General features: G+C 59.8%; 21 protein-coding genes. 11 read left to right on the top strand and 10 right to left on the bottom strand.

What is annotated here, in order from left to right:
* Nucleotides 1-21: 21 nt before the first annotated feature.
* From J7412_RS19310 to J7412_RS19300, 3 genes are all read right to left on the bottom strand, one after another.
* On the bottom strand, nucleotides 22-783 hold the full coding sequence (locus tag J7412_RS19310) for an ABC transporter permease (RefSeq protein ID WP_209065839.1): 762 nt from the start codon (nucleotides 781-783) through the stop codon (nucleotides 22-24).
* Nucleotides 780-1,703, bottom strand: a complete 924-nt coding sequence (locus J7412_RS19305) for an ABC transporter ATP-binding protein (protein ID WP_348539475.1) — start codon at nucleotides 1,701-1,703, stop codon at nucleotides 780-782. The genes J7412_RS19310 and J7412_RS19305 overlap by 4 nt, the downstream gene beginning before the upstream one ends.
* A 137-nt stretch (nucleotides 1,704-1,840) precedes the next feature.
* Nucleotides 1,841-2,365 (bottom strand): carbon monoxide dehydrogenase subunit G, encoded by a 525-nt coding sequence (locus J7412_RS19300; protein ID WP_209080605.1) that lies wholly within the window; start codon nucleotides 2,363-2,365, stop codon nucleotides 1,841-1,843.
* 272 nt (nucleotides 2,366-2,637) lie between these two features.
* Between J7412_RS19300 and J7412_RS19295 the strand changes: the two genes are divergently transcribed.
* On the top strand, nucleotides 2,638-3,120 hold the full coding sequence (locus tag J7412_RS19295) for a MaoC family dehydratase (protein ID WP_209080603.1): 483 nt from the start codon (nucleotides 2,638-2,640) through the stop codon (nucleotides 3,118-3,120).
* Between the two features lie 86 nt (nucleotides 3,121-3,206).
* Entirely contained in the window at nucleotides 3,207-4,409 is a 1,203-nt protein-coding gene (locus tag J7412_RS19290) for an acetyl-CoA C-acyltransferase (RefSeq protein ID WP_209080601.1), read from the top strand.
* Between the two features lie 69 nt (nucleotides 4,410-4,478).
* Here the strand turns inward: J7412_RS19290 and J7412_RS19285 are convergent, their stop codons facing one another.
* Nucleotides 4,479-5,243, bottom strand: coding sequence for a transporter substrate-binding domain-containing protein (locus tag J7412_RS19285; protein ID WP_209080598.1), 765 nt, complete (start codon nucleotides 5,241-5,243; stop codon nucleotides 4,479-4,481).
* 263 nt (nucleotides 5,244-5,506) lie between these two features.
* Between J7412_RS19285 and J7412_RS19280 the strand changes: the two genes are divergently transcribed.
* Nucleotides 5,507-5,962 (top strand): YHS domain-containing (seleno)protein, encoded by a 456-nt coding sequence (locus J7412_RS19280; protein ID WP_209065834.1) that lies wholly within the window; start codon nucleotides 5,507-5,509, stop codon nucleotides 5,960-5,962.
* Between the two features lie 60 nt (nucleotides 5,963-6,022).
* Here the strand turns inward: J7412_RS19280 and J7412_RS19275 are convergent, their stop codons facing one another.
* From J7412_RS19275 to J7412_RS19260, 4 genes are read right to left on the bottom strand one after another with little or no spacing between them, the layout of a single operon-like run.
* Complete coding sequence (locus J7412_RS19275; protein ID WP_209080596.1) at nucleotides 6,023-7,093, bottom strand: acyl-CoA dehydrogenase family protein; 1,071 nt, start codon at nucleotides 7,091-7,093, stop codon at nucleotides 6,023-6,025.
* A 3-nt stretch (nucleotides 7,094-7,096) separates the two neighbouring features.
* Complete coding sequence (locus tag J7412_RS19270; protein ID WP_209080594.1) at nucleotides 7,097-8,284, bottom strand: acyl-CoA dehydrogenase family protein; 1,188 nt, start codon at nucleotides 8,282-8,284, stop codon at nucleotides 7,097-7,099.
* Between the two features lie 4 nt (nucleotides 8,285-8,288).
* Complete coding sequence (locus tag J7412_RS19265) at nucleotides 8,289-10,373, bottom strand: 3-hydroxyacyl-CoA dehydrogenase NAD-binding domain-containing protein (protein WP_209080578.1); 2,085 nt, start codon at nucleotides 10,371-10,373, stop codon at nucleotides 8,289-8,291.
* A 48-nt stretch (nucleotides 10,374-10,421) separates the two neighbouring features.
* Nucleotides 10,422-11,177, bottom strand: a complete 756-nt coding sequence (locus J7412_RS19260) for an SDR family oxidoreductase (protein WP_209080576.1) — start codon at nucleotides 11,175-11,177, stop codon at nucleotides 10,422-10,424.
* A 183-nt stretch (nucleotides 11,178-11,360) separates the two neighbouring features.
* On the opposite strand from J7412_RS19260, the gene J7412_RS19255 reads away from it, so the two are divergent.
* The 3 genes from J7412_RS19255 (at nucleotide 11,361) to J7412_RS19245 (ending at nucleotide 14,743) form a co-directional block, all read left to right on the top strand.
* A complete protein-coding gene (locus J7412_RS19255) occupies nucleotides 11,361-13,016 on the top strand; it encodes a long-chain-fatty-acid--CoA ligase (RefSeq protein ID WP_209080574.1) in 1,656 nt (551 codons plus the stop codon).
* 40 nt (nucleotides 13,017-13,056) lie between these two features.
* The gene (locus J7412_RS19250) at nucleotides 13,057-13,884 is read left to right on the top strand and encodes an IclR family transcriptional regulator (protein WP_209080572.1); all 828 of its coding nucleotides are present in this window, start codon (nucleotides 13,057-13,059) and stop codon (nucleotides 13,882-13,884) included.
* A gap of 64 nt (nucleotides 13,885-13,948) precedes the next feature.
* Nucleotides 13,949-14,743: a phytanoyl-CoA dioxygenase family protein gene (locus J7412_RS19245; protein ID WP_209080570.1), complete on the top strand. Its 795-nt coding sequence runs from the start codon at nucleotides 13,949-13,951 to the stop codon at nucleotides 14,741-14,743.
* 33 nt (nucleotides 14,744-14,776) lie between these two features.
* Here the strand turns inward: J7412_RS19245 and J7412_RS19240 are convergent, their stop codons facing one another.
* Entirely contained in the window at nucleotides 14,777-15,244 is a 468-nt protein-coding gene (locus J7412_RS19240; RefSeq protein ID WP_209080568.1) for a GatB/YqeY domain-containing protein, read from the bottom strand.
* Nucleotides 15,245-15,427: 183 nt separating this feature from the next.
* Here J7412_RS19240 and carA point away from each other — a divergent pair, with 183 nt between their 5' ends.
* Nucleotides 15,428-16,582, top strand: a complete 1,155-nt coding sequence (gene carA, locus J7412_RS19235; RefSeq protein ID WP_209080566.1) for a glutamine-hydrolyzing carbamoyl-phosphate synthase small subunit — start codon at nucleotides 15,428-15,430, stop codon at nucleotides 16,580-16,582.
* Between the two features lie 149 nt (nucleotides 16,583-16,731).
* Nucleotides 16,732-18,666, top strand: a complete 1,935-nt coding sequence (locus J7412_RS19230; RefSeq protein WP_209080558.1) for a glycosyltransferase family 2 protein — start codon at nucleotides 16,732-16,734, stop codon at nucleotides 18,664-18,666.
* A gap of 1 nt (nucleotide 18,667) precedes the next feature.
* On the opposite strand, the gene J7412_RS19225 is transcribed toward J7412_RS19230, so the two are convergent.
* On the bottom strand, nucleotides 18,668-19,306 hold the full coding sequence (locus tag J7412_RS19225; protein ID WP_209065823.1) for a GntR family transcriptional regulator: 639 nt from the start codon (nucleotides 19,304-19,306) through the stop codon (nucleotides 18,668-18,670).
* Between the two features lie 127 nt (nucleotides 19,307-19,433).
* On the opposite strand from J7412_RS19225, the gene J7412_RS19220 reads away from it, so the two are divergent.
* From J7412_RS19220 to J7412_RS19210, 3 genes are all read left to right on the top strand, one after another.
* A complete protein-coding gene (locus tag J7412_RS19220) occupies nucleotides 19,434-20,078 on the top strand; it encodes a pyrimidine 5'-nucleotidase (RefSeq protein WP_209080556.1) in 645 nt (214 codons plus the stop codon).
* Nucleotides 20,079-20,275: 197 nt separating this feature from the next.
* Nucleotides 20,276-20,494, top strand: coding sequence for a hypothetical protein (locus J7412_RS19215; protein WP_209080554.1), 219 nt, complete (start codon nucleotides 20,276-20,278; stop codon nucleotides 20,492-20,494).
* Between the two features lie 61 nt (nucleotides 20,495-20,555).
* A complete protein-coding gene (locus tag J7412_RS19210) occupies nucleotides 20,556-21,758 on the top strand; it encodes a UbiH/UbiF family hydroxylase (RefSeq protein ID WP_209080552.1) in 1,203 nt (400 codons plus the stop codon).
* Nucleotides 21,759-21,763 lie beyond the last annotated feature (5 nt).

Genomic DNA, 21,763 nt, shown 5'->3' with positions numbered 1-21,763 from the left:
GGCCTGCACAGCGCCGTGGCGTCAGTTGCGAATGCGCCAGCCGGTTTTGAAGATCCACCAGATCGCGGCCAGACAGACCGCCGTGAACCCGCCAATCGCCAACAGGCTCAGGCCGATCGGCACATCTGCGGTGCCAAAGAAGGACCAGCGGAAGCCCGAGATCAGATAGACCACCGGATTAAACAGCGTGATCTTCTGCCAGATTGGGGGCAGCATCGAAATCGAGTAGAAAGATCCGCCAAGGAAAACCAACGGTGTCACCACCAGCAGCGGGATCAATTGCAACTGCTCAAAGTTTCCGGCCCAGATGCCGATGATAAAGCCAAACAGCGAGAAGCTCAGGCATGTCAGCACCAAGAACAGGATCATCGCGCCGGGGTGCTGGATCGGCACATCGACAAACAACATGGCTGTGGCAAGGATCACTACGCCAATGAAAAGCGCTTTGGTCGCCGCTGCGCCAACGTAGCCAAGCACGATTTCCAGAAAGTTCACCGGCGCGCTTAGCAACTCGTAGATGGTGCCGATGAATTTCGGAAAATAGATGCCAAAGGAGGCGTTGGAGAGGGATTGCGTCATCACCGACAGCATGATCAGCCCCGGCACAATAAACGCGCCGTAGCTCACACCTTCCACCTGATCAATCCGGCTGCCAATGGCTGCGCCAAACACCACAAAATAAAGCGATGTGGAAATCACCGGCGAAATGAAGCTTTGCGCAATCGTGCGGAAAAATCGTGTCATTTCCGCGTAGTACATCGCCCAGACTGCTGCCCAATTCATGCTGCGCCCTCCGAAACCAGACCCACAAAAATATCTTCAAGACTGGACTGCTGGGTCTGCAGATCCCGTAAGGACAACCCTGCGGCGGACAAATCACTCAAAAGCCGTGTGATGCCTGTGCTCTCCCCGCGCGTGTCATAGGTGTAGCGCAACGCTGCGCCACCTTCGACCAGCTCCAGCTGATAGCTTGTCAGCGCCTCCGGCACTGCAGCAACCGCCTCCTGCAAGTCGATCTGCAAGGTTTTCTGCCCCAACCGCGCCATCAGCGCGTCCTTCTCTTCAACCAACAGCAGTTCGCCGCCGTTGATCACCCCCACACGGTCAGCAATCGCCTCGGCCTCTTCGATGTAATGCGTCGTCAGGATGATGGTGACACCCTGCGCCTTCAGGCCGGCCACGATGTCCCACATGTCTTTGCGCAGCTCCACATCAACGCCCGCCGTTGGCTCATCCAGAAACAGCACATCTGGCTCATGACTCAGCGCCTTTGCGATCAGCACCCGCCGCTTCATGCCGCCGGAAAGCTCCATCACACGGGAGTTGCGCTTGTCCCACAGTGACAGCTGCTTCAGGATCGCTTCGATTTTGGCAGGATCACGCGGCTTGCCAAACAGGCCGCGTGTGTAGGTCACCGTATCGATCACTTTGTTGAAGGGTTCCAGATTGATCTCCTGGGGCACCAGACCAATCATCGCGCGCGCTTGACGGTAGTTGGTCACCACATCATGCCCGCCAACTCGGACATGCCCAGCCCCCGGCATGGTGATCCCGCAAATCGTGGAAATCAGAGTGGTCTTGCCTGCTCCGTTTGGCCCCAGAAGCGCCAGGATCTCTCCGCGCTCAATGCTGAGAGTGATGCCCTTGAGGGCCTCAAAGCCGCCAGCATAGGTTTTGCGCAGGTCTTCAATCTCTACAATCACAATCGCGGCCCCTCTCCATTGAAGGCCACAACCTAACAGGCGGTGCCGTCAGGCCAAGTGCAATTTCACGAGACTGTGATGTGCATCGGCGCACAGATTTTCTGCACCGATGCGGTTGAAATCAATGAGACGCGCGCTTAGCCGCCGGTCAGCCGCTTGAACAGACCTTTCTTTTCACCGGCTTCATCACCGGCGTCAGCGCTGTCTTCTTCTGTCTCTGCCGGACCTTCCAACGCGCTCTGGAAGTTTGTGAAAAACTGGTCGGCCATCTTCTTAGCAAAACCGTCAATAAGCCGACTGCCAAGCTGTGCGAGCTTCCCGCCAACCTTTGCCTCGACCTCATAGGTCAGAAGCGTGCCAGTCTCGCTTTCCGCCAGTGTCACATCCGCGCCGCCTTTGGCGAAGCCCGCAGCGCCACCCTTGCCCTCGCCGGTCAGGGTCAGGCTCTGCCCCTCCACCAGATTGGACAGCTCCACCTTGCCTTTGAAGGTCGCTTTCACCGGACCGACCTTCTGCACCACGGTGGCCTCAAAGCCCTCTTCCGCGTTTCCGGTCACTTCCTTGGCGCCCGGCACACAGGCCAGAAGCGTATCCGCACTCAAAAGCGCAGCCCAAACTTCGGCCACTGGTGCGGCAATCTCTCTCTGGTCACTCATATGCATGGCAGCGCTCCCCTTTGCCTCGGCCATCTGGCCCAACTTTCGGCCAACCTAGGCTCAGGCTCTCCGCGCCGCAAGCGCACGAAGGTCGTAAATAAGGCTTAAATCCGACATGCCCCTGACCACCGCATAGCACCATTATTCCGCATTGTGGAATTTCTTTCTGCATATTGACAGACAGCGGCGAATCCCGTTTTCTATTCACAAGCAAAATAAAATTCTGCATTGCAAAATTTAAGCGCCAACACAGAACTTTTGGCTCGGAGGCCCGTCACATGATTTCTCGCATTCTAAAACTCGAAGATGGCGTCGGTTGCGAATACGGTCTGTCCAAATGGATCCACATCGATCAGGCAATGATTGATGCCTTCGCCAAAGCCACAGGGGATGAGCAGTATATTCATACCGATCCGGATGCCGCCCGGGACACGCCTTATGGCGGCACCGTGGCGCATGGGTTCCTGACCCTGTCCTTGCTGTCTCAAATGATCGCGGATGCGGTGCCACGCACCGAAGCGGAAAGCACCGGCATCAACTACGGCTTTGACCGCGTGCGTTTTGTGGCGCCCGTCAAAGCAGGCGCGGACATTCGGGGCCGCTTCACACTGGCAAAATATGCTGAACCACAGCCAGGTGTGATTGAAACCCAGTGGAATGTGACCGTCGAAATCAAGGGCGAGGACAAGCCCGCACTTGTGGCACAGTGGAAAAACCTGCGCTTTGAAAAAGACGCCTCCAGCTTCAAGAAAGCCGGGTAAGCACGGCACCGCCCCCCGACGTACAACAAACGCGAAACAGCTGCGCAACCGACGCACCATCGCCCCACAGTTTCAGGAATTCTTTCATGCGCGACGCACTCATCGTATCCACCGCCCGCACGCCAATTGGCAAAGCCTACCGCGGCGCTTTCAACAACACGCAGGCTCAGGAGCTGATCGGCCACGCGGTCTCCCATGCGGTCTCCCGCGCAGGACTTGAAGGCCATGAAGTCGAAGACTGCATCATCGGCGCGGCCCTGCAGCAGGGCTCGACCGGCTCCAACATCGGCCGTCAAGCCGTGGTGCGTGCCGGCCTGCCCGTGAACGTCGCCGGCATGTCGCTGGATCGGCAATGTGCCTCCGGCATGATGGCCATTGCCACAGCTGCCAAACAGGTCATCCATGACGGCATGGAGGTGGCCATCGGCGGTGGCGTGGAAAGCATTTCACTGGTGCAAAACGAAAAAATGCGCCGTGATCGGCTGGCAGATCCCTGGATCAAAGAGCACAAACCGGCGCTTTATATGAGCATGCTGGAAACCGCTGAAATTGTCGCTGATCGCTATGGCGTTACACGCGAAGATCAGGACGCTTATGCGCTGCAATCCCAGCAGCGTACCGCCGCAGCACAGGACGCCGGAAAGTTTGACGATGAAATTGTGCCTCTGACCTCCACGATGGGTGTCATGGACAAAGAGACCAAGGAGATCTCTTTCCGCGAAGTGACCCTTGAGAAGGATGAAGGCAACCGCCCCGGCACGACGCTTGAAAACCTGCAGGGCTTGAACTCGGTGTTCAAAGACGGTCAGCAAGTGGCAGAAGGTCAATTCATCACCGCAGGCAACGCCTCCCAACTGTCAGATGGCGCATCGGCTTCGGTCATCATGGAAGCGAAAACGGCGGAAAAGCAGGGGCTTGAACCGCTCGGGCGCTATGTGGGCGTGATGGCTGCGGGGCTTGAGCCCGACGAAATGGGCATCGGCCCAGTCTATGCGGTGCCGAAGCTGTTGAAGGCGCATGGCCTGACCATGGATGACATCGGGCTTTGGGAACTCAACGAAGCCTTCGCCTGTCAGGTCCTGCATTCCGCACGCGTGCTCGGCATTCCCAACGACATTTTGAACGTGAACGGAGGTGCCATTTCCATCGGCCACCCCTACGGCATGTCAGGGGCCCGTATGGTGGGTCATGCGTTGATCGAAGGCAAACGCCGCGGTGCAGAATATGTGGTCTGCACCATGTGTGTGGGCGGCGGCATGGGCGCGGCGGGCCTGTTTGAGGTGCTGTAAACACCCATCACCAAAGAAAAACGCGGCGCTTTACCTGCAAGCGCCGCGTCTTAAAACTCAGATGAGCAATCAGCTGCCAACTGTCTCTGCGACCATCGCATCGATGGTGCCGTCATCCAGCATGGATTGCACCGCAGCATCAAAGGCATCCATGAATGCAGTGGCCTCAGCGCCCTGCCAGTCGCCACGGAAGCCGACGTGTGCGGTCTCAGCGGAGGTGTCCAGCACGCGCTCAACGTTCTTCAGACCTTTGTCGTTGATCACCATCTCTGCCGCGAGCTGCTCCTGCACGTAGCAATCGATCCGGCCACGGTCGAGCTTCATCAGGTTCTGCTCGGTGGTCTGCGCCTCTTGCAGCGAGATCAAACCACCCGCCACCATGTCAAAGAACGCGTCGCCGGGAGTGCCAAACCCCGCATTGTTTCCGAAGGTCAGGCCCGAGAAGTCTTCCGGGTAATTCCAGCCAGCATCAGCCACGCCGTTGCGGCAATAGACGGACACTTTCTCAGTGATTGGCGCGGTGGAATAGGTGCCGATCCAAGGGCGGGATTCACGGCGCACATATGTCCCGATCAGACCGTGCGCTTGGCCGCTTTCAACAAGGTTCACGGCGCGGGACCATGGCACAGCGTCGATCTCGACATCATACTGTCCCTCAATGCGGCTCAGCGCTTCGGTAATAACGTCCACCCAGATCCCGGTTGGCGCGCCATTTTCGACGCCCATGTAAGGCGCATAGGCTTCGTCCTGAACAAGGCGAATGGTTTCAGCGGAAGTGGCAGTGGCGAGGGACGCGCAGGCAAAAGCGGCGGCGCACAGAACTCGGTTCAACATTGCAGTAATCTCCAAGGTAAGGTCTCAAGTGGTCACCCCGCGACGCTGCATCAGACATGTAAATGAAAGGTTCTCAAGCGACCGCGTTTGGGGGGCAAAATTCGCAAAATATCCAAGCATTGTTGGATAAATTGCGCTCAAATCCGACCCTTCAACCGGCGCGAAAGCAGCGCCCGATTTGTTTCACGTAATAACAGTGCAGTGACGAGGTCTTCTGTTGCGAATTTCTTTAGATATCTAGAATTCATCAAAGGAGACTTATCATGCTGACACGCCGCGCCGCTCTTGGCCTTTTCGCCGCCACACCTCTGGCTCTTGCACTTGCTCCCAATGCCGCCCTGGCTGCCAAGCCCTTGGTGTTCCAGAACCCGCTCGCCATCAACGGCATTGATCCGGTCGCCTATTTTACCAAGCAAAAGCCCGTGAAAGGGGATGCCGCCAACCGCGTTGATTGGAATGGCGCGACCTGGCATTTTTCCACCGCTCAGAACGCGGCCAAATTCGAGGCCAACCCGGAGGCCTACGCCCCGATCTTTGGCGGCTACTGCGCGTTTGCCGCATCCAAGGGCTACCTCGCCCCAACCATTCCGGAGGCCTGGACCATCTACGAAGGCAAACTCTACCTCAACGCCAACATGCGCGCGATGGAGCTGTGGCGTCAGGACATTCCGGGCAATATCAAGGCTGGTCTGGCCAACTGGCCCGGCATTCTCGGCTAACCCAAAAGCAAGAGGGCGCATCTGCGGTAAGATGCGCCCTCTCCCCAATCTCAAACCGTCTTAGGCGGCGTAGCCTTTCATCACTTGGCTCAGGTGGTAATCCGTATCCCCAAGCTGGGCATCCAGCATGGTCAGGCGCTTGGCATAGTGGCTCACGGCATATTCCCAGGTCATCGCGATACCGCCATGCATCTGGATGCTCTCTTCCGCCACCAGACGCGCGGCGCGGCCAATCATGTTCTTGGCCATCGAGGCATATTTTGAGGCCTCGTCGCCGCCCAGTTCTGCCGCTGCCTTGATGGTGATCGAACGGGCCTGTTCGATTTCCGTCAGCATATCCACCGCACGGTGCTGCAGCACCTGAAACTTACCGATTGGCACACCAAACTGCTTGCGTTGTTTGAAGTAATCCACGGTAGTGGCATGGGCCACATCCATCGCCCCCACGGCTTCAGCACAGAGCGCCACAATGCCCGCGTTGATCGCGTCTTTCAGCGCCGCTTCTGCATCCGCCAATATCAGTGTCGCTGGCGTGCCATCCAACAGCACTTCGGCAGCGCCGCCGCCGTCCATCATGCCATAGCCGGTGACATTAGCGTCCTCAGCCTGCACAGCAAACACGCCCAGACCTGCACCGTGGCGCGCAGCCACCAAGATCACATCTGCCACCTGCCCGCCATAAACCGTGGATTTGCGGCCTGAGAGCACAAACCCGGCCTCTGCCTCTTTGGCCTGCGTCGCTATCTGATCAAGCTCATAAGGCGCGTCGATTTCCGTAATGCCCACCGCATATGTTGTGGCGCCAGTCAGCAAAGCCTCCTGATCCGCCCCCGCTGCAGCCAGCAGACGAGACGCCATCAAAGCGCCTAGCAACGGCTCCGGACAGAGCGCTTTGCCAAGCGCCTCAAACACAACTGAGATGTCAAAGCCAGTGCCGCCCATGCCACCTGCGCTTTCAGGTGCCAGCGCATAGAGCGCGCCCAGCTCCACCATCTGCCCCCAAAGGGCGGGATCATGGTAAGGCGCTTCATAAGCCACCATGATGCGGTGCTCGACAGGGTATTGATCCGCCAGAAAACGGCCCAGCGTATCGGCCAGCATCTGGCGATCTTCGGTCAGATTAAAGTCCATCTCTCAGAGCTCCAGCATGGTTTTGGTGACGATATTGCGCTGGATCTCATTGGATCCGCCAAAGATCGAGGTTTTGCGGTTGTTGAAATACCGTGCCGCATTGTGTTCGGTATCTGCAGGGCCAAACATCAGGTTGCCTTCGGTCACATGGCCAGGGAATGGCGCGGCCGCAGGGCCAAGCGCGCGGCGCGCGAGGTCTTTGAGCTCCTGATTGATCACCGTGCCTTTGATTTTGAGCAAAGAGGTTTCAGGCCCCGGCGCGCCTTGTTCCTGAGCTTTGAACAACATCCGCAGATTGGTGATTTTCATCGCCTCAAGATCAATCTCAGCCTGCGCAATCCGGGCCGCAAACAGCGGATCTTCGATCAACGGACGCCCTCCGCGCATGGTCTTGCGCGCGATGGATTTCACCTCTTCCAGAGCCTGCATCGAGGAACCAACGCCGGCAATCCCCGTGCGCTCATGGGTCAGCAGGAATTTCGCAATGGTCCAGCCTTTGTTTTCTTCCCCCACAAGGTTGCCAATCGGCACCCGCACGTCGGTGAAGAACACCTCATTCACCTCATAGCCGCCTTCGATCAACTTGATCGGGCGCACCTCGATGCCCGGCGTGGCCATATCCACAAGGATAAAGCTGATGCCTTGCTGCTGTTTGGCATCCGGATCGGTCCGGCACAGGCAGAAGATCCAGTCGGCGTGCTGGCCCAGAGTGGTCCAGGTTTTCTGCCCGTTGATGACCCACTCGTCCCCGTCCCGCTCCGCGCGGGTTTTCAGGCTTGCAAGGTCGGAACCCGCACCCGGCTCCGAGTAGCCCTGACACCACCAATCGGTGCCATCCAGAATGCGCGGCAGGTAGTGGTCCTGCTGTTCTTTGGAGCCAAACTTCTGCAGCACCGGCCCCAGCATATTCAGCCCGAAGGGCACAATGCGCGGGGCATAGGCGCGACAGCATTCCTCGTCAAAAATATGCTTTTGCACCGGGCTCCAACCGGGGCCTCCAAACTCCTTGGGCCAGATCGTCGCCAGCCAGCCGCGGGCGTTCAGAATGGCATGCCATTCTTCCATCATCGCTTTGGTCAGCTCACCGCCTGCGCGCACCGCATCCGAAATCTCTTTCGGCAGGTTGTCGGCCAGAAAGCTGCGCACCTCATCGCGAAACGCGAGGTCGTCTTTGGAAAAACTCAGATCCATGGCGTCACTTCCCTTTGTTCAGATCAGCAAATGTGGAGCCGTCATCTGCCATCTTCTTCAGCAGCGCCGGCACCTGCCAGTAATACGCATCCTCGGCGGCATAGGTTTCAATGCGCTTCACCAGCTCTGCCGCACCAATGGTGTCCGCATAATGCAGCGGCCCGCCGCGGAACCGTGGGAAACCGTAGCCCATCAGGAACACCACATCGACATCCACCGGCCGCAGCGCGATGCCGTCTTCGATCACCCGCACCGCTTCGGAGATCATCGCGGTCATATAGCGTTCCACGATTTCCTCATCACCAAAGCTGCGTGGTGTGATCCCGGCCTTGGTGCGCTCTTCCTCAATGATGCCGTTGAGATCCGGGTTCTCCAGCGTCTCGCGGCCCTCATAGACAAAATAGCCCTTGCCGGTCTTGCGCCCGTTCCAGCCATTTTCGCTCAGCCGGTCCGCAATGGCCCCGCCGTAGCGCTCCTCCGCAGGCCGCGTCGCCGCCAGCCGCTTGCGGGTCATATAGCCGATGTCGAGCCCCGCCAGATCGCCCACGCGGTGCGGCCCCATGGCAAAGCCAAAGCCTTCCAGTGCTTTATCCACCTGATCGGGATGCGCGCCATCCAAGACCAGATAGCTCGCCGCTTTCAGGTAGTGCCCCAAAATCCGGTTGCCGATGAAACCGTCACAAACGCCCGCGCGCACGCCAACCTTGCGCATCTTCTTGGCAAGCGCGAAACCTGTCGCGACCACCTCAGGCGCGGTGTTTTCGCCAACCACCACCTCAAGCAGCTTCATGATGTGCGCGGGCGAGAAGAAATGCAGCCCCAGCACGTCACTTGGTCGGCTGGTCTGCGCCGCAATCTCATTGATATCCAGATAAGAGGTGTTGGAGGCCAGGATCGCCCCCTCTTTGCAGATGCCATCGAGCTTGCCAAAGATCTCTTTCTTGACGTCCATGTTTTCAAACACGGCCTCAATCACCAGATCCACCTCGCCAAGGCTCTCAAGTGCGGTTGAGGCTGTCAGCATCGCCAGCGCCGCATCGCGTTTCTCGGCACTCACCTTGCCGCGTTTCACCGCGCCATCCAGATTGCCGGTGATGGTTGCCACGCCCTTGTCGAGCGCCTCCTGCGTGACCTCGACCAATGTGACAGGCAGCCCCGCCATCAATGCAGATGTGGAAATGCCCGAGCCCATCGTACCGCCACCGATCACGCCGAGTGAGGCCACATCGCGGGCCTGCGCTTTTTTCTCGGGGATATTCGCCACCGCGCGCTCACCAAAGAAGGCGTGGATCAGCCCTTTGGATTGCGGCGAGGCCAAACAGGTCATAAAGGCCGCACGCTCCAGCGCCAGACCTTCCTTGAAATCACCGGTCGAGGCGGCAACAGCCTCCACACATTTCTGCGGCGAGATCAAATGCGGATGCTTCTTTGCAATCATCGCCGCCGTGGCTTCAATCGCAGCCTCATCCGGCGTTGTGGTCAAATCACAAGTCCGCCGTGTCGCCAAGACACCGCTCACCACATCACGCGCTGCCGCCAATGCCACATCACGCGGTTCGCCTTCATCAATACGGTCAATCAGCCCCATCTTGTGGGCTTCCGCTGCGGGCACATGACGGCCAGAGAGGATCAGATCAAGCGCATTGGGGATGCCCGCCAGACGGGGCGCACGCTGTGTGCCGCCCGCGCCAGGCAGAAGGCCAAGCAGCACCTCCGGCAGGCCCACTTTCGCGCTTGGCACGGCCACCCGTGCATGACAGCCCATGGCGGTCTCAAGCCCCCCGCCCAGCGCGGTGCCGTGAATGGCGGCCACAATAGGTGTCTCATTGGCTTCAAGAATATCGCAAACCTCAGGCAATCCCGGAGCCATCGGCGGCTTGCCAAACTCGGTGATGTCGGCCCCCGCAACAAAGGTCCGTCCGGCGCAATAAAGCCCAATCGCCTTGGCACTTCCCGCCGCGCGGATCTCTTCCAGTGCATCCACAAGACCTTGGCGCACCGCAACCCCGCTGGCATTCACCGGCGGGTTGTCGATGCAAATCAAGGCCACATCATCCACAAATTCTACGCTGACTTTTTTATCGCTCATCAGGAGCCTCCCTCAATCCTCAACGCCGCCCGCGCGGGGCGGCACATCTCAGCAAATGGTTTCACCGCCATCGGCCACAATCGTCTGTCCGGTGATATAGGCGCTGGCGTCTGTCGCCAAAAACAACGCTGTCCCGGCAATATCTTCCGGCTGGCCGATACGGCGCAGCGGGTTTTGCTCTTCGACCTTGGCAAGCACCTCCGGGTTTTCCCAAAGCGCGCGGGCAAAATCGGTTTTCACAAGCCCCGGCGCGATGGCGTTCACACGGATGCCTTTCGGCCCCCACTCAACCGCCAGATTGCGCGCGAGCGCGGCGTCTGCGGCCTTGGAGACACCATAGGCACCAATCACAGGGTTGCCGCGAATACCCGCAATCGAACTCAGGATGATCACATTGCCGCCGCCCCGCTTGGCCATATCCGGCAGCACCAGATTGCACAGCTGCAGTGGCGACAGCACATTTGCCGTCATGATCTTATGAAACGCTGCATCATCCAACGCCGACATGGGCCCATAAACCGGGTTGATGGCCGCATTGGCTACCAAGACATCAATCTGCCCCCAGACCTCGTTGGTTTTCGCCACCAGCGCCTCAACCTCTTCGCGATGGCTGACGTTGCACGGCACCACAAGAGCTTCACCGCCCTGCGCCCGGATCGCTTCAGCCACCTCTTCACAGGCTTCCGCCGTGCGGCTTGAGACCACAACACGCGCGCCGGCTTTGGCAAACAGCTCGGCAATCGCGCGGCCGATGCCCCGGCTGGAACCGGTGATCAGCGCCACTTTCCCCGTCAAATCAAACATCGCGGCCTCCTCCTCATTGGCAACAGTCTAGGACCGCGCAGCCGCTCCTGAAAATCGGTTTCGCTCAAAGCGCGTGATTTGCGACGCGACGTGACTTTGGGCAAAATCCTCATGACGCAGACCAAGTTGCCGCTAGGCTAACCCGCACCACTAATGCCCAACACGAGCTGACCGGACACGCCAATGCCACATCCCAACGCCCGCATCCCTGACTTTTGGCCAGCCGGAAAACGCTGGACGTTTGACCGCCCGGACCACCCTCTGGATGCAAACCTTGAGGCCAGCGTTGAGAAATGGGGGAACCGTATTGCGGTGACCTACAATGGCGCAGACTACACCTATGCCGACATCGCAGCGCGCGTAACGGCTTTCGCAGGGTATCTGCAACATGAAGCAGGCCTGCAAAAGGGCGACAGAGTGCTGCTTTATACGCAGAACTGCCCGCAATACATCATCGCCTTTTACGGCATCCTGCGCGCGGGCGGCGCGGTGGTGCCAGTCAACCCGATGAACAAACAGGCCGAGATCGACTACCTCGTCAGTGATACCGGCGCCAAAGTCGCCGTCTGCGCCCTTGAGCTGTCAGATCACATCCTCCCTGCTCTCAAGCGGGGCGCGCTAACCACGCTGATCGGCGCACGTATGACTGATATGGGGCAGGAGGGCTTTGACCTTGTGCCGCAAAACCTCGCTGCCGCCATGTCAGAGAGCGAAGCCGAAGCGTTGGGGATTGTTGGTTTTCAAAAGGCGCTGGACCAAGGGCACACGCCGCGTCCGCGAGACACCACCAGTGATGATCTTGCCGTCGTGCCCTACAGCTCCGGCACCACGGGCCAGCCCAAAGGCTGTGTGCATACCCACCGCACGGTTATGGCCTCACTGGTTGCCGGGGTGATCTGGAACCCGATCCATGAAAACACCGTCCATCTGGGTGCCCTGCCCTTCTTTCATGTCACGGGCATGATGAACGGCATGCACGGACCGATCCTCACAGGCGGGCGCAATGTCATCCTGCCACGCTGGTCCTCCTCCCTGGCTGCGGGGCTGATTGAGCGCTATCGCATCACCCGCTGGCGGTCGATCTCCACCATGGCCATTGATCTGGTGAACGACCCGAAATTTGACAGCTATGACCTCTCAAGCCTTGAGATGATCGGCGGCGGCGGCGCGGCGATGCCCGAAGCCATCGCCAAAAAGCTCTATGACATGACAGGGCTGGATTATGTCGAAGGGTATGGCCTCTCAGAAACCATGGCCGCCACCCATGTGAACCCGATTGACGCTCCCAAACGCCAATGTCTGGGCCAGCCGATTTTTGAGGTAGACAGCCGCGTGCTTGAGATTGGCGGCGACACTGAACTGCCCCATGGCGAGGTTGGCGAGATTGTCATGCATGCCCCGCAAAACTTCATCGGCTATTGGCAACGCCCTGATGAAACCGAAGAGGCCTTTGTCGAGATTGACGGCGTGCCTTTCTTCCGCTCAGGCGACATTGGGTATCGTGACGCCGAGGGCTATTTCTTTATGGTCGACCGGGTCAAACGCATGGTCAACGCCGCCGGTTTCAAAGTCTGGCCCGCCGAGATTGAAATGCTGATGCTGCACCACCCGGAGATCGCCGAGGCCTGCGTGATCGGCGCCAAAGACGCGCGGCGTGGCGAATGCGTGAAAGCCGTGGTGGTCACCCAGCCGGAAGCACGCGGCACGCTGACCGAAGAAAGCGTGATCGCATGGTGCAAAACCCAGATGAGCGCTTACAAATGCCCCTCTATCGTGGAATTTGTGGACGCTTTGCCCAAATCAGGCGCAGGCAAGGTCTTGTGGAAAGACCTGACATGACGCATAGAAAATTCCACAATGCGGAAATAGGCCCCTTTGCATGAGAAAACGTTCCTTAGCGACCAGCGACGCCAGCCAAGCGCCCGAGGCCGACCGCCAGTTTGTCACCGCCCTCTCCAGAGGGTTGGAGGTGCTGCGTTGCTTCCGTCCACGCGACCGCATGGGGCTGTCCAACCGAGAGCTGGCCGAGCGCACCGGCCTGCCCAACTCCACCGTCTCCCGCCTGACCTACACGCTGCTGCAAACCGGCTATCTGCTCTATGATGAACAGACCGGACGCTACCGCATCGGGGTGCCTGCGCTCAGCCTCGGATTTGCCTGCCTTGGCAGCATGCCCATCCGCGATGCCGCCAAAGAGCACATGCAGCGGCTCGCCGACTACGCGGGTGACGGGGTGCAGGTGGCGCTGGGTGCGCGCGACGAGCACACGGTGACCTATCTGGCCTGCGCGCGCGCGGAGAAAGGGATGATGTCCCTGCAACTCGGTGTCGGTTCGCGTATCTCTCTCGCCCGCTCCGCCATGGGCCGCGCCTATATTGCGGGATGCCAGCCTGAAGAACGCGCCGAAATTCTGGAAACACTGGCCATCCACCATGGCCCCGAACGGTGGCCCTCAATACTTGAGGGCATCAAAGATGCGGAACGCCAGATTGCCGAGAAAGGGTTTTACGGAAACTATGGCGACTGGCACGAAGGCGTGCATTCCATTGCCGTGCCTTTTCCGGTGCAAAGCGATGCCTCTCCGGATCTGGCCCTCAACTTGGGTGGCCCCGCCCCCTTCCTGACACGAGAGCGGATGGAGAAAGATCTGGCCCCGCGCTTGATGGAAATTGCGCAGTCTCTGCGCCTGCACGCCACCCAGATCTGAAATCCGCTTGACCCTTCTGTGCGCCTGCACCACCGTGCAGGCGCAAGACTACCAGGAGGCCAACATGGCGCAGATCACCCAATCCGATATCGACACTTTTCAGACCGACGGTGTCGTGCTGATCAGAGGGCTGTTTGCCGATCATGTAGAGGCATTGCGCGCGGGCGTGGCCCGCAATATCGACGCCCCCGGCCCCTTTGCATCCAACAACGAGAAAGCCGGAGAAACCGGTCGTTTCTTTGATGACTACTGCAACTGGCAGCGCATTCCGGAATTTCAGGAGGTCATCGAAACCTCCCAGGCCGCCGAGATCGCCGCACAGCTGATGCAGTCACAGACCGTGCAGATGTTTCACGACCACGTGCTTGTGAAAGAGCCCGGCACCTCCATGGCGACCCCATGGCACACCGACGGGCCGTACTATTTCGTCGAGGGCAGCCAGACCATCAGCTTCTGGTCCCCGCTGGATCCGGTAAAAGACGCCACTCTGCGCATGGTGGCAGGCAGCCACAAATGGGAGAAGCCGGTCCTGCCCACCCGCTGGGTCTCTGAGGAAAGCTTCTTCCCCAATGAGGACGACTATATGCCGATCCCCGATCCGGATGCCGAGGGCATGCGCGTGCTGGAATGGGAAATGGAGCCCGGCGATGCGGTGGCGTTCAACTACCACATCCTGCATGGCGCGCGTGGCAACACCGCCACCTCCCGTCGCCGTGCCTTCTCTTTGCGTCTGCTGGGGGATGATGCGCGCTATGTGGAGCGTCCGGGCCGCACCTCACCGCCGTTTCCGGGCCACGAAATGCAAGAAGGCCAGAAACTTCGGGAAGACTGGTTCCCGATGCTCTGGCCTCGCAGCTAAGCCAATCTGACTTAGCGAAATACGTTACAGGGATCAGCTGTTGCTCAGCTGGTCCTTCACTCTTGGCCCCACTTTGCCAAAATCCATCTGGCCGGTATATTTGGCCTTCAGGGCGCCCATGACTTTGCCCATGTCACGGATCGACTCAGCGCCCACTTCGGACATTGCCGCCGTGATCGCCGCAGTGATCTCGTCATCGCTGAGCTGTTTGGGAAGGAACTCTTCGATCACCGGGATTTCGCCCAGTTCCCGCTCCGCCAGATCCAGACGCCCGCCTTCTTCATAGGTGCGCGCGCTTTCCTGACGCTGTTTGACCATTTTGGCCAGGATCGACAGGATTTCCCCGTCGCCCACACCGGCGCTGTCGTCACCTTCGCCCCGCGCTGCAATGTCACGATCTTTGATCGCTGCCATGATCAGGCGCAATGTCGAAAGCCGGTCAGCGGCTCGGTCACGCATCGCTTGTTTCAATGCGCTATTGATGTCGTCTCTGAGTGCCATTCATCTTGCCAATTGCTGTCAAACACAAGCCTGCGACCTTACAGAAACGTAAACTGACTCGCAACAGCGGGATTTTTTTGTCCAAACCCCCTAAAACAAGGGCTTCGCTTCGCCATAGAATTGCTTGACGCCCGCCGTGCGGCGACATATGCATCGGCCAATTTGCCAGCCGGAGACTCGCCCATGACCGCATCGACCCCCGATCACCCGACCGCCTGCCTCGCGCTTGCTGATGGCACTCTGTTTTACGGACGTGGCTTTGGGGCCACCGGCGAAACTGTCGCGGAGCTCTGCTTTAACACCGCGATGACCGGCTATCAGGAAATCATGACCGACCCCTCTTATGCAGGCCAGGTAGTCACCTTCACCTTCCCCCACATCGGCAACACCGGTGTGAACCCGGAAGATGATGAAACCGGGGATCCGGTGGCCGAAGGCATGGTCGTGAAATGGGACCCGACCGCGCCCTCCAACTGGCGCTCTGTTGAAACCCTCTCCGACTGGCTTGCCGCACGCGGCCGCATCGCCATTGGCGGCATCGACACCCGCCGTCTGACCCGCGCGATCCGCCAGCAGGGTGCGCCACATGTGGCGCTGGCCCATGACCCGAATGGCAACTTTGACACCGAAGCGCTGATCGCCAAGGCACGTGCTTTCTCTGGTCTTGAAGGTCTTGATCTGGCCAAAGAAGTGACCTGCGCACAAAGCTACCGCTGGGACGAGATGCGGTGGGCATGGCCAGACGGGTACCCGACCCAAACCGCGCCCAAGCACAAAGTGGTTGCCGTGGACTTTGGCGCCAAACGCAACATCCTGCGCTGCCTCGCCTCTGTGGGCTGTGACGTGACCGTACTGCCAGCCACCGCGACCGCCGAAGAGGTGCTCGCCCATGGCCCGGACGGTGTGTTCCTGTCCAACGGCCCCGGTGACCCGGCCGCCACGGGGGAATACGCGGTCCCGATGATCCAGGACGTTCTGAAAGCAGACATCCCGGTATTCGGCATCTGCTTGGGCCACCAGATGCTCGCCCTCGCGCTTGGCGCCAAGACCGTGAAAATGAACCACGGCCACCACGGCGCAAACCACCCGGTGAAGGATCACGACACCGGCAAAGTGGAAATCACCTCCATGAACCACGGCTTTGCCGTCGACGGCCAAACCCTGCCCGAAGGCGTGGTGGAATCCCACGTGTCGCTGTTTGACGGCTCAAACTGTGGCATCCGCATGGCCGACCGCCCGGTCTTCTCGGTGCAACACCACCCAGAAGCCAGCCCCGGCCCGCAGGACAGCTTCTACCTGTTTGAGAACTTTGCAGCGGCGATGGCAGCACGCGCCTGACCTCGCCCTCAAGGCTCTAAATACATTCAAACCCGATCTGCACCGCAGGCCGGGTTTTTTAACTTTTTGCCCGTCAAAGACGATCTCGTTAACCACCTGTTAACCATAAAGGCGCAGCCTGAAACTGCGAAACAAAGCAGGTGGGCGACATGGCAGCCGCACGACTGCAAAAACTTTCGGCACCACCGCTCACGCGACAGAGCGCGCGCCTTCCCCTGGCGCGTGCTCTGATCGAGCGAAATACGGTGACACCGTGGCAGGTGTTTTACGCTCTTCAACACGAAGCCCAGTGGGACGCCTCCCTCCCCGAGATATTAACGGCGCGCGGCTGGATTTCAGAGCCGGCAATGCGCGCCCTGTTGGCCGAACGCCATGATCTGCGGCAGGTCGATCTCAGTCGAACGCCGCCCGCTGCGGAGCTGGCCATGCTCCTACCTCCGGAATTTTGTCTGCAGCACAGCGTGTTGCCATGGGCGCGGCTTGGCGAAACGGTGATCCTTCTGACAGGCCGCCCGCAAGCGCTGGAAACACTGCGCGGCGCCCTGCCCGATCCTCTGAAATCCGCGCTCTTTGCTGTTGCGAGCCGTCGCGACATTGAACATCACATCGCGCTCTTTCATCGCAAATCTCTGACCCATCGTGCAGAAACCAGCGTGGCGGAGGCAGAAAGCTGCCGCACGCTCGGTAATGCACGCAAAGGCAAAACGGCGATCTTGCTGGCGGTCCTGACATTGATTGCCGGTCTCGCGGCGGCTTTCCCGACACTCCTGCGCGACACGCTTCTTTTTTGGACATTGCTCACCCTGATGGGTGCGATTTTTTTGCGCCTTGCAGCCCTCTACCAAGCGGCCGTTTCTGCGCGCGACCCGACCGCTAAAAATGCGCTCCCCGAAACCGCCCCGCCAACTGCGATCCCGCAACCTCTCCCCCGCATTTCTGTACTGGTGCCCCTCTTTGACGAGCCGGAAATCGCATCGGCACTTATCCAAAGGCTCACCCATCTCACCTACCCGCGCGCGCTGCTGGAAATCGTGCTGGTACTGGAAGAGAAAGACACCCAAACCCGCGCGGCCATTGCCAAAACACGATTGCCCCGTTGGATGCGCGTTGTCGAAGTCCCGGCAGGTTCCGGCATCACCACCAAGCCCCGCGCCCTGAACTACGCGCTCCCGTTTTGTCGCGGCGACATCATTGGTGCCTGGGACGCCGAGGATGCCCCGGCCAGTGATCAACTGGAAAAAGTCGCGGCCCACTTCGCACGCGCGGCTCCGGATGTGGCCTGCCTGCAAGGCACGCTGGACTACTACAACCCCTACACCAACTGGCTCTCGCGCTGCTTTACCATCGAATATGCCGCCTGGTTCCGGTTGGTGCTGCCAGGCCTTTCAAAGTTGGGGTTTGCGATCCCTCTGGGCGGCACCACGCTGTTTTTCCGGCGCGCCATTCTGGATGCCCTCGGCGGTTGGGACAGCCACAACGTGACAGAAGACGCAGACCTCGGCATCCGCCTTGCCCGTCACGGCTACCGCACCGAACTGCTGGACAGTGTCACCCAGGAAGAAGCCAATTGCGCGCCCATTGCCTGGATTCGCCAGCGGTCCCGGTGGCTCAAAGGCTATGCGGCCACCTACATTGTCCACATGCGCCAGCCCCGGCAGCTTTTGCAGTCTTTGGGGCTGCGAGGGTTTGTGGGATTCCAGCTAATCTTCCTGTGCAGCCTCAGCCAATTCTTACTGGCCCCGCTGCTCTGGCTGCTCTGGGGGGCGGCCTTTGGCCTGCCTGCGCCACTGATCGACCATCTGCCCCCCAACATGCAAACCGCCATCACGGCGCTTTTGCTGACCGCCGCCGCAACAAATGGCGCCATCTGGATTGCTGCTGTTGCCAAAACCAAACGGCCACGGCTCTACAAGTGGATATTCGCGATGCTGATCTATTTCCCGCTCGCCACGCTGGCGGCGTTCAAAGGCATGATCGAAATCGCCGTGGCGCCGTTCTATTGGGACAAAACCCGCCATGGTCGCACCGCGGAAGGCATCTCCCACGGTGTGGAGGCTCCGCATCCAGACACAGCGGAGATCTAAATCAGCTCTCGTTTTCCTGCTTCAGGCGCGTGACAAAGGCCGTTGAAATATGGGCACGCAGCGCTTCATCTGCCGCGTCCCCATCACCGGCTGTGATCGCATCCACAATGGCCTGATGCTCCACAATCGTGTCCTCGCCCCGCCCTTCCACGGCAATGGAGGTGGTCGCCATCAAAGCCATAGAGCGATGCACAAGGTCGAGCTGCTGCACCAAATACCGGTTGTGGCTGGCCAGATGGATCTGCTTGTGAAACCGCCGGTTGGACCGCGCCAAGGCAGAGGGGTCATCCACCCGTGCCTGATCGGCCTCCACCATATCTCGCAGCACGCGCACCTCTTCCTGGGTGGCGTGACGCGCAGCCAGACGGGCTGCCAGCCCCTCAAGCTCGCTGCGCACCACATAGAGCTCCGCCATCTGGTTGTGATCCAGTGAGTTCACAATCAGGCTGCGCCCGTCACGTGCCAGAAGAGACTGGGTCTCCAGCCGCTGCAGCGCCTCGCGGATCGGGGTGCGCGACATGCCAAACTTCTCGGCCAGATCGCTTTCCACCAGCCGGTCCCCCGGTTTGTAGACCCCCACATCAATGGCCTCCAGAATAAGCGTGTAGGCGTCCTTATTCGGGCGAGCGCTTTGGGACATATCGGGCAGCTTCCTTTGCTTCGTTGTGCGGGCCAGCATCGCGCAGCCCCCAAGGTGATGCAACCCCGCCAAAGGCGACAAACGCTCCCCCATTGCACAGAGGACGCCCCGCGCGTATCACGCCTTTATGCCTAAAGATGCTTTTTCCCATGTCACCACCTGGGTGTTTGATCTCGACAACACCCTCTATCCGCCTCAGGCACGCTTGTTTGATCAGATCGAAGTGCGCATGACCGACTATGTCATGGCCACGCTTGGGGTGGATCGCGACACCGCAGATCGGATGCGCAAAGAGTATTGGGCGCGCTATGGCACAACGCTCACAGGCCTGATGCGCGAGCATGACGTGGACCCTGCGCCTTATCTTGTGGATGTTCACGACATTTCGCTGGACCATCTGGAGCCGGACGCGGCGCTGGCCTCCCATATCAAGGCGCTGCCGGGCCGTTGCATCGTCTACACCAATGGCACCGCGCCCTATGCCGAGCGCGTGCTTGCCGCCCGTGGCCTTGAGGGGCTCTTTGATGCCATCTACGGCGTGGAGCATGCCGACTTTCTGCCCAAGCCCGAACGCGCGGCGTTTGAGACAATTTTCAGCAAAGATGGCCTCACAACACATGACGCTGCGATGTTTGAAGACGACCCGCGAAACCTGCGGGCGCCTCATGACATGGGCATGCGCACCGTGCATGTAGCCCCTGATTCTTTGGAAGAATCTCATATTCACTTCCACACGGACGACCTCACCGGATTTCTTGCAAAGCTGCTCTGAGCGCTTTACCTGCGACACTCTGACCGCTTTCGCCCGATCCCGGGATGCATATGTCAGACGGCGCGACAGGACAGATTCCCGGACAGATTTCCAAACTCTGGAAAGATGCCTGCTGTTGCGCAGCAATCGCTGCCGCTTTGCGGCGCGCCTCCTCCAATTTATCTGCCGCCTGCGGCAGTCGTGAACAGGACACTTCCATGAGCCTTGCAGATGCCTCCGATCTGACCACCCACTCCCATGCCGACGACCACGGTGCTGAAATCACCGGGGCGGGCTGGGTCTATGCCATTGTTGCGCTGCTGGTTGCGCTTTGGGGCACCTCCATTGCTCTGTTCGGCATTCCGGGCCTCTACATCCCGGCCGTGGGCGCGGTTCCAGTGATTTTCCTGGCACTGGTTCTGATCTCCAGAGGGTGACAACCCGCCCACTTGGAACCCGCCCCGCGCGGGCGTATGTTGCGCGCCAGGAGGCGCAGCCATGACCAACAACACCCAAGTGGACATTCTTATTTCCGGTGGCGGCATCGCCGGGCTGACCGCAGCCGCCGCCTTTGGCAGCGCCGGGTTCTCCGTGCAATGCGTGGACCCGACGCCCCCGATCACAGAACGGGATGCGGCTGGTGCTGACATGCGCAGCACCGCCTTTTTGCAGCCGGCGCGCAGCCTTCTGGATGAAGCCGGCCTTTGGGCGCGGCTGGAAGACCACGCCGCCCCGCTTCAGGTCATGCGAATCGTGGATGCAGGCGGCGAGGTTGCCGAGCCGCGCATCGTCAAAGATTTTGACGCCTCAGACCTCTCTGATCTGCCCTTTGGCTGGAACCTGCCAAACTGGCTGCTGCGCCGCGAAATGCTCGCCCGCCTGCAAGACCTCGAAACTGTCGATCTGCGCCTTGGCTGTGGCACCCAGAGCCTCTTCACCCGCACCAATGAAGCCCGCGTCGGCCTGACCGATGGCAGCCAGACCCGCGCCAAACTGGTGATTGCCGCAGACGGGCGCAATTCGCCCATGCGCAAGGCCGCGGGCATTGATGTAAAAACCATCCGCTACGGCCAGAAAGCGCTGGCTCTGGCGGTGACACATCCGATCCCCCACGCAAATGTCTCTACGGAAATTCACCGCTCCGGCGGCCCGTTCACACTGGTGCCGCTGCCGGACTACAACGGCATGCCGTCTTCCGCCCTTGTCTGGATGGAACGCGGCCCGCGCGCTGATGCTCTCCTGACCATGGAGAAAGAGGCCTTTGAGGCGGAGATGACCGAGCGCAGCTGTGGCCTCTTTGGCCCGCTCACGCTGGCGTCAAACCGCACCATCTGGCCGATCATCTCCCAATCCGCAGAACGTCTGGACGGCGAACGCCTCGCACTTGTAGCCGAAGCCGCGCATGTGGTGCCACCCATTGGCGCTCAGGGGCTGAACATGAGCCTTGGGGACATGCGCGTCTTGCTCGATCTGGCCAAATCCGATCCTGCGAACCTCGGCAGCGCCGCGATGCTGGCAAGCTATCACCGCAAGCGGCACACGGAGATCAAGCTGCGGGTGCAGGGCATCGACCTTTTGAACCGCGCCTCCATGGCCGAAGCGCAGCCCCTGCGCAATGCCCGCGCCATGGGTCTGAACGCGCTCTATGCGATGGGTCCGGTCCGTAAGACGCTGATGCAGATGGGTCTCGGCGCACGCTGAGGCCT

This window comes from Shimia sp. R9_3, assembly GCF_017743755.1.
Lineage (GTDB): Bacteria > Pseudomonadota > Alphaproteobacteria > Rhodobacterales > Rhodobacteraceae > Shimia.
This window is presented reverse-complemented; position numbering and strand designations above follow the sequence as displayed.

Coding starts and splice junctions, on each gene's coding strand:
- J7412_RS19310 (WP_209065839.1), bottom strand. CDS start 783: ATGAATTGGGCAGCAGTCTGGGCGATGTACTACGCGGAAATGACACGA.
- J7412_RS19300 (WP_209080605.1), bottom strand. CDS start 2,365: ATGCATATGAGTGACCAGAGAGAGATTGCCGCACCAGTGGCCGAAGTT.
- J7412_RS19295 (WP_209080603.1), top strand. CDS start 2,638: ATGATTTCTCGCATTCTAAAACTCGAAGATGGCGTCGGTTGCGAATAC.
- J7412_RS19290 (WP_209080601.1), top strand. CDS start 3,207: ATGCGCGACGCACTCATCGTATCCACCGCCCGCACGCCAATTGGCAAA.
- J7412_RS19285 (WP_209080598.1), bottom strand. CDS start 5,243: ATGTTGAACCGAGTTCTGTGCGCCGCCGCTTTTGCCTGCGCGTCCCTC.
- J7412_RS19280 (WP_209065834.1), top strand. CDS start 5,507: ATGCTGACACGCCGCGCCGCTCTTGGCCTTTTCGCCGCCACACCTCTG.
- J7412_RS19275 (WP_209080596.1), bottom strand. CDS start 7,093: ATGGACTTTAATCTGACCGAAGATCGCCAGATGCTGGCCGATACGCTG.
- J7412_RS19270 (WP_209080594.1), bottom strand. CDS start 8,284: ATGGATCTGAGTTTTTCCAAAGACGACCTCGCGTTTCGCGATGAGGTG.
- J7412_RS19265 (WP_209080578.1), bottom strand. CDS start 10,373: ATGAGCGATAAAAAAGTCAGCGTAGAATTTGTGGATGATGTGGCCTTG.
- J7412_RS19260 (WP_209080576.1), bottom strand. CDS start 11,177: ATGTTTGATTTGACGGGGAAAGTGGCGCTGATCACCGGTTCCAGCCGG.
- J7412_RS19255 (WP_209080574.1), top strand. CDS start 11,361: ATGCCACATCCCAACGCCCGCATCCCTGACTTTTGGCCAGCCGGAAAA.
- J7412_RS19250 (WP_209080572.1), top strand. CDS start 13,057: ATGAGAAAACGTTCCTTAGCGACCAGCGACGCCAGCCAAGCGCCCGAG.
- J7412_RS19245 (WP_209080570.1), top strand. CDS start 13,949: ATGGCGCAGATCACCCAATCCGATATCGACACTTTTCAGACCGACGGT.
- J7412_RS19240 (WP_209080568.1), bottom strand. CDS start 15,244: ATGGCACTCAGAGACGACATCAATAGCGCATTGAAACAAGCGATGCGT.
- carA (WP_209080566.1), top strand. CDS start 15,428: ATGACCGCATCGACCCCCGATCACCCGACCGCCTGCCTCGCGCTTGCT.
- J7412_RS19230 (WP_209080558.1), top strand. CDS start 16,732: ATGGCAGCCGCACGACTGCAAAAACTTTCGGCACCACCGCTCACGCGA.
- J7412_RS19225 (WP_209065823.1), bottom strand. CDS start 19,306: ATGTCCCAAAGCGCTCGCCCGAATAAGGACGCCTACACGCTTATTCTG.
- J7412_RS19220 (WP_209080556.1), top strand. CDS start 19,434: ATGCCTAAAGATGCTTTTTCCCATGTCACCACCTGGGTGTTTGATCTC.
- J7412_RS19215 (WP_209080554.1), top strand. CDS start 20,276: ATGAGCCTTGCAGATGCCTCCGATCTGACCACCCACTCCCATGCCGAC.
- J7412_RS19210 (WP_209080552.1), top strand. CDS start 20,556: ATGACCAACAACACCCAAGTGGACATTCTTATTTCCGGTGGCGGCATC.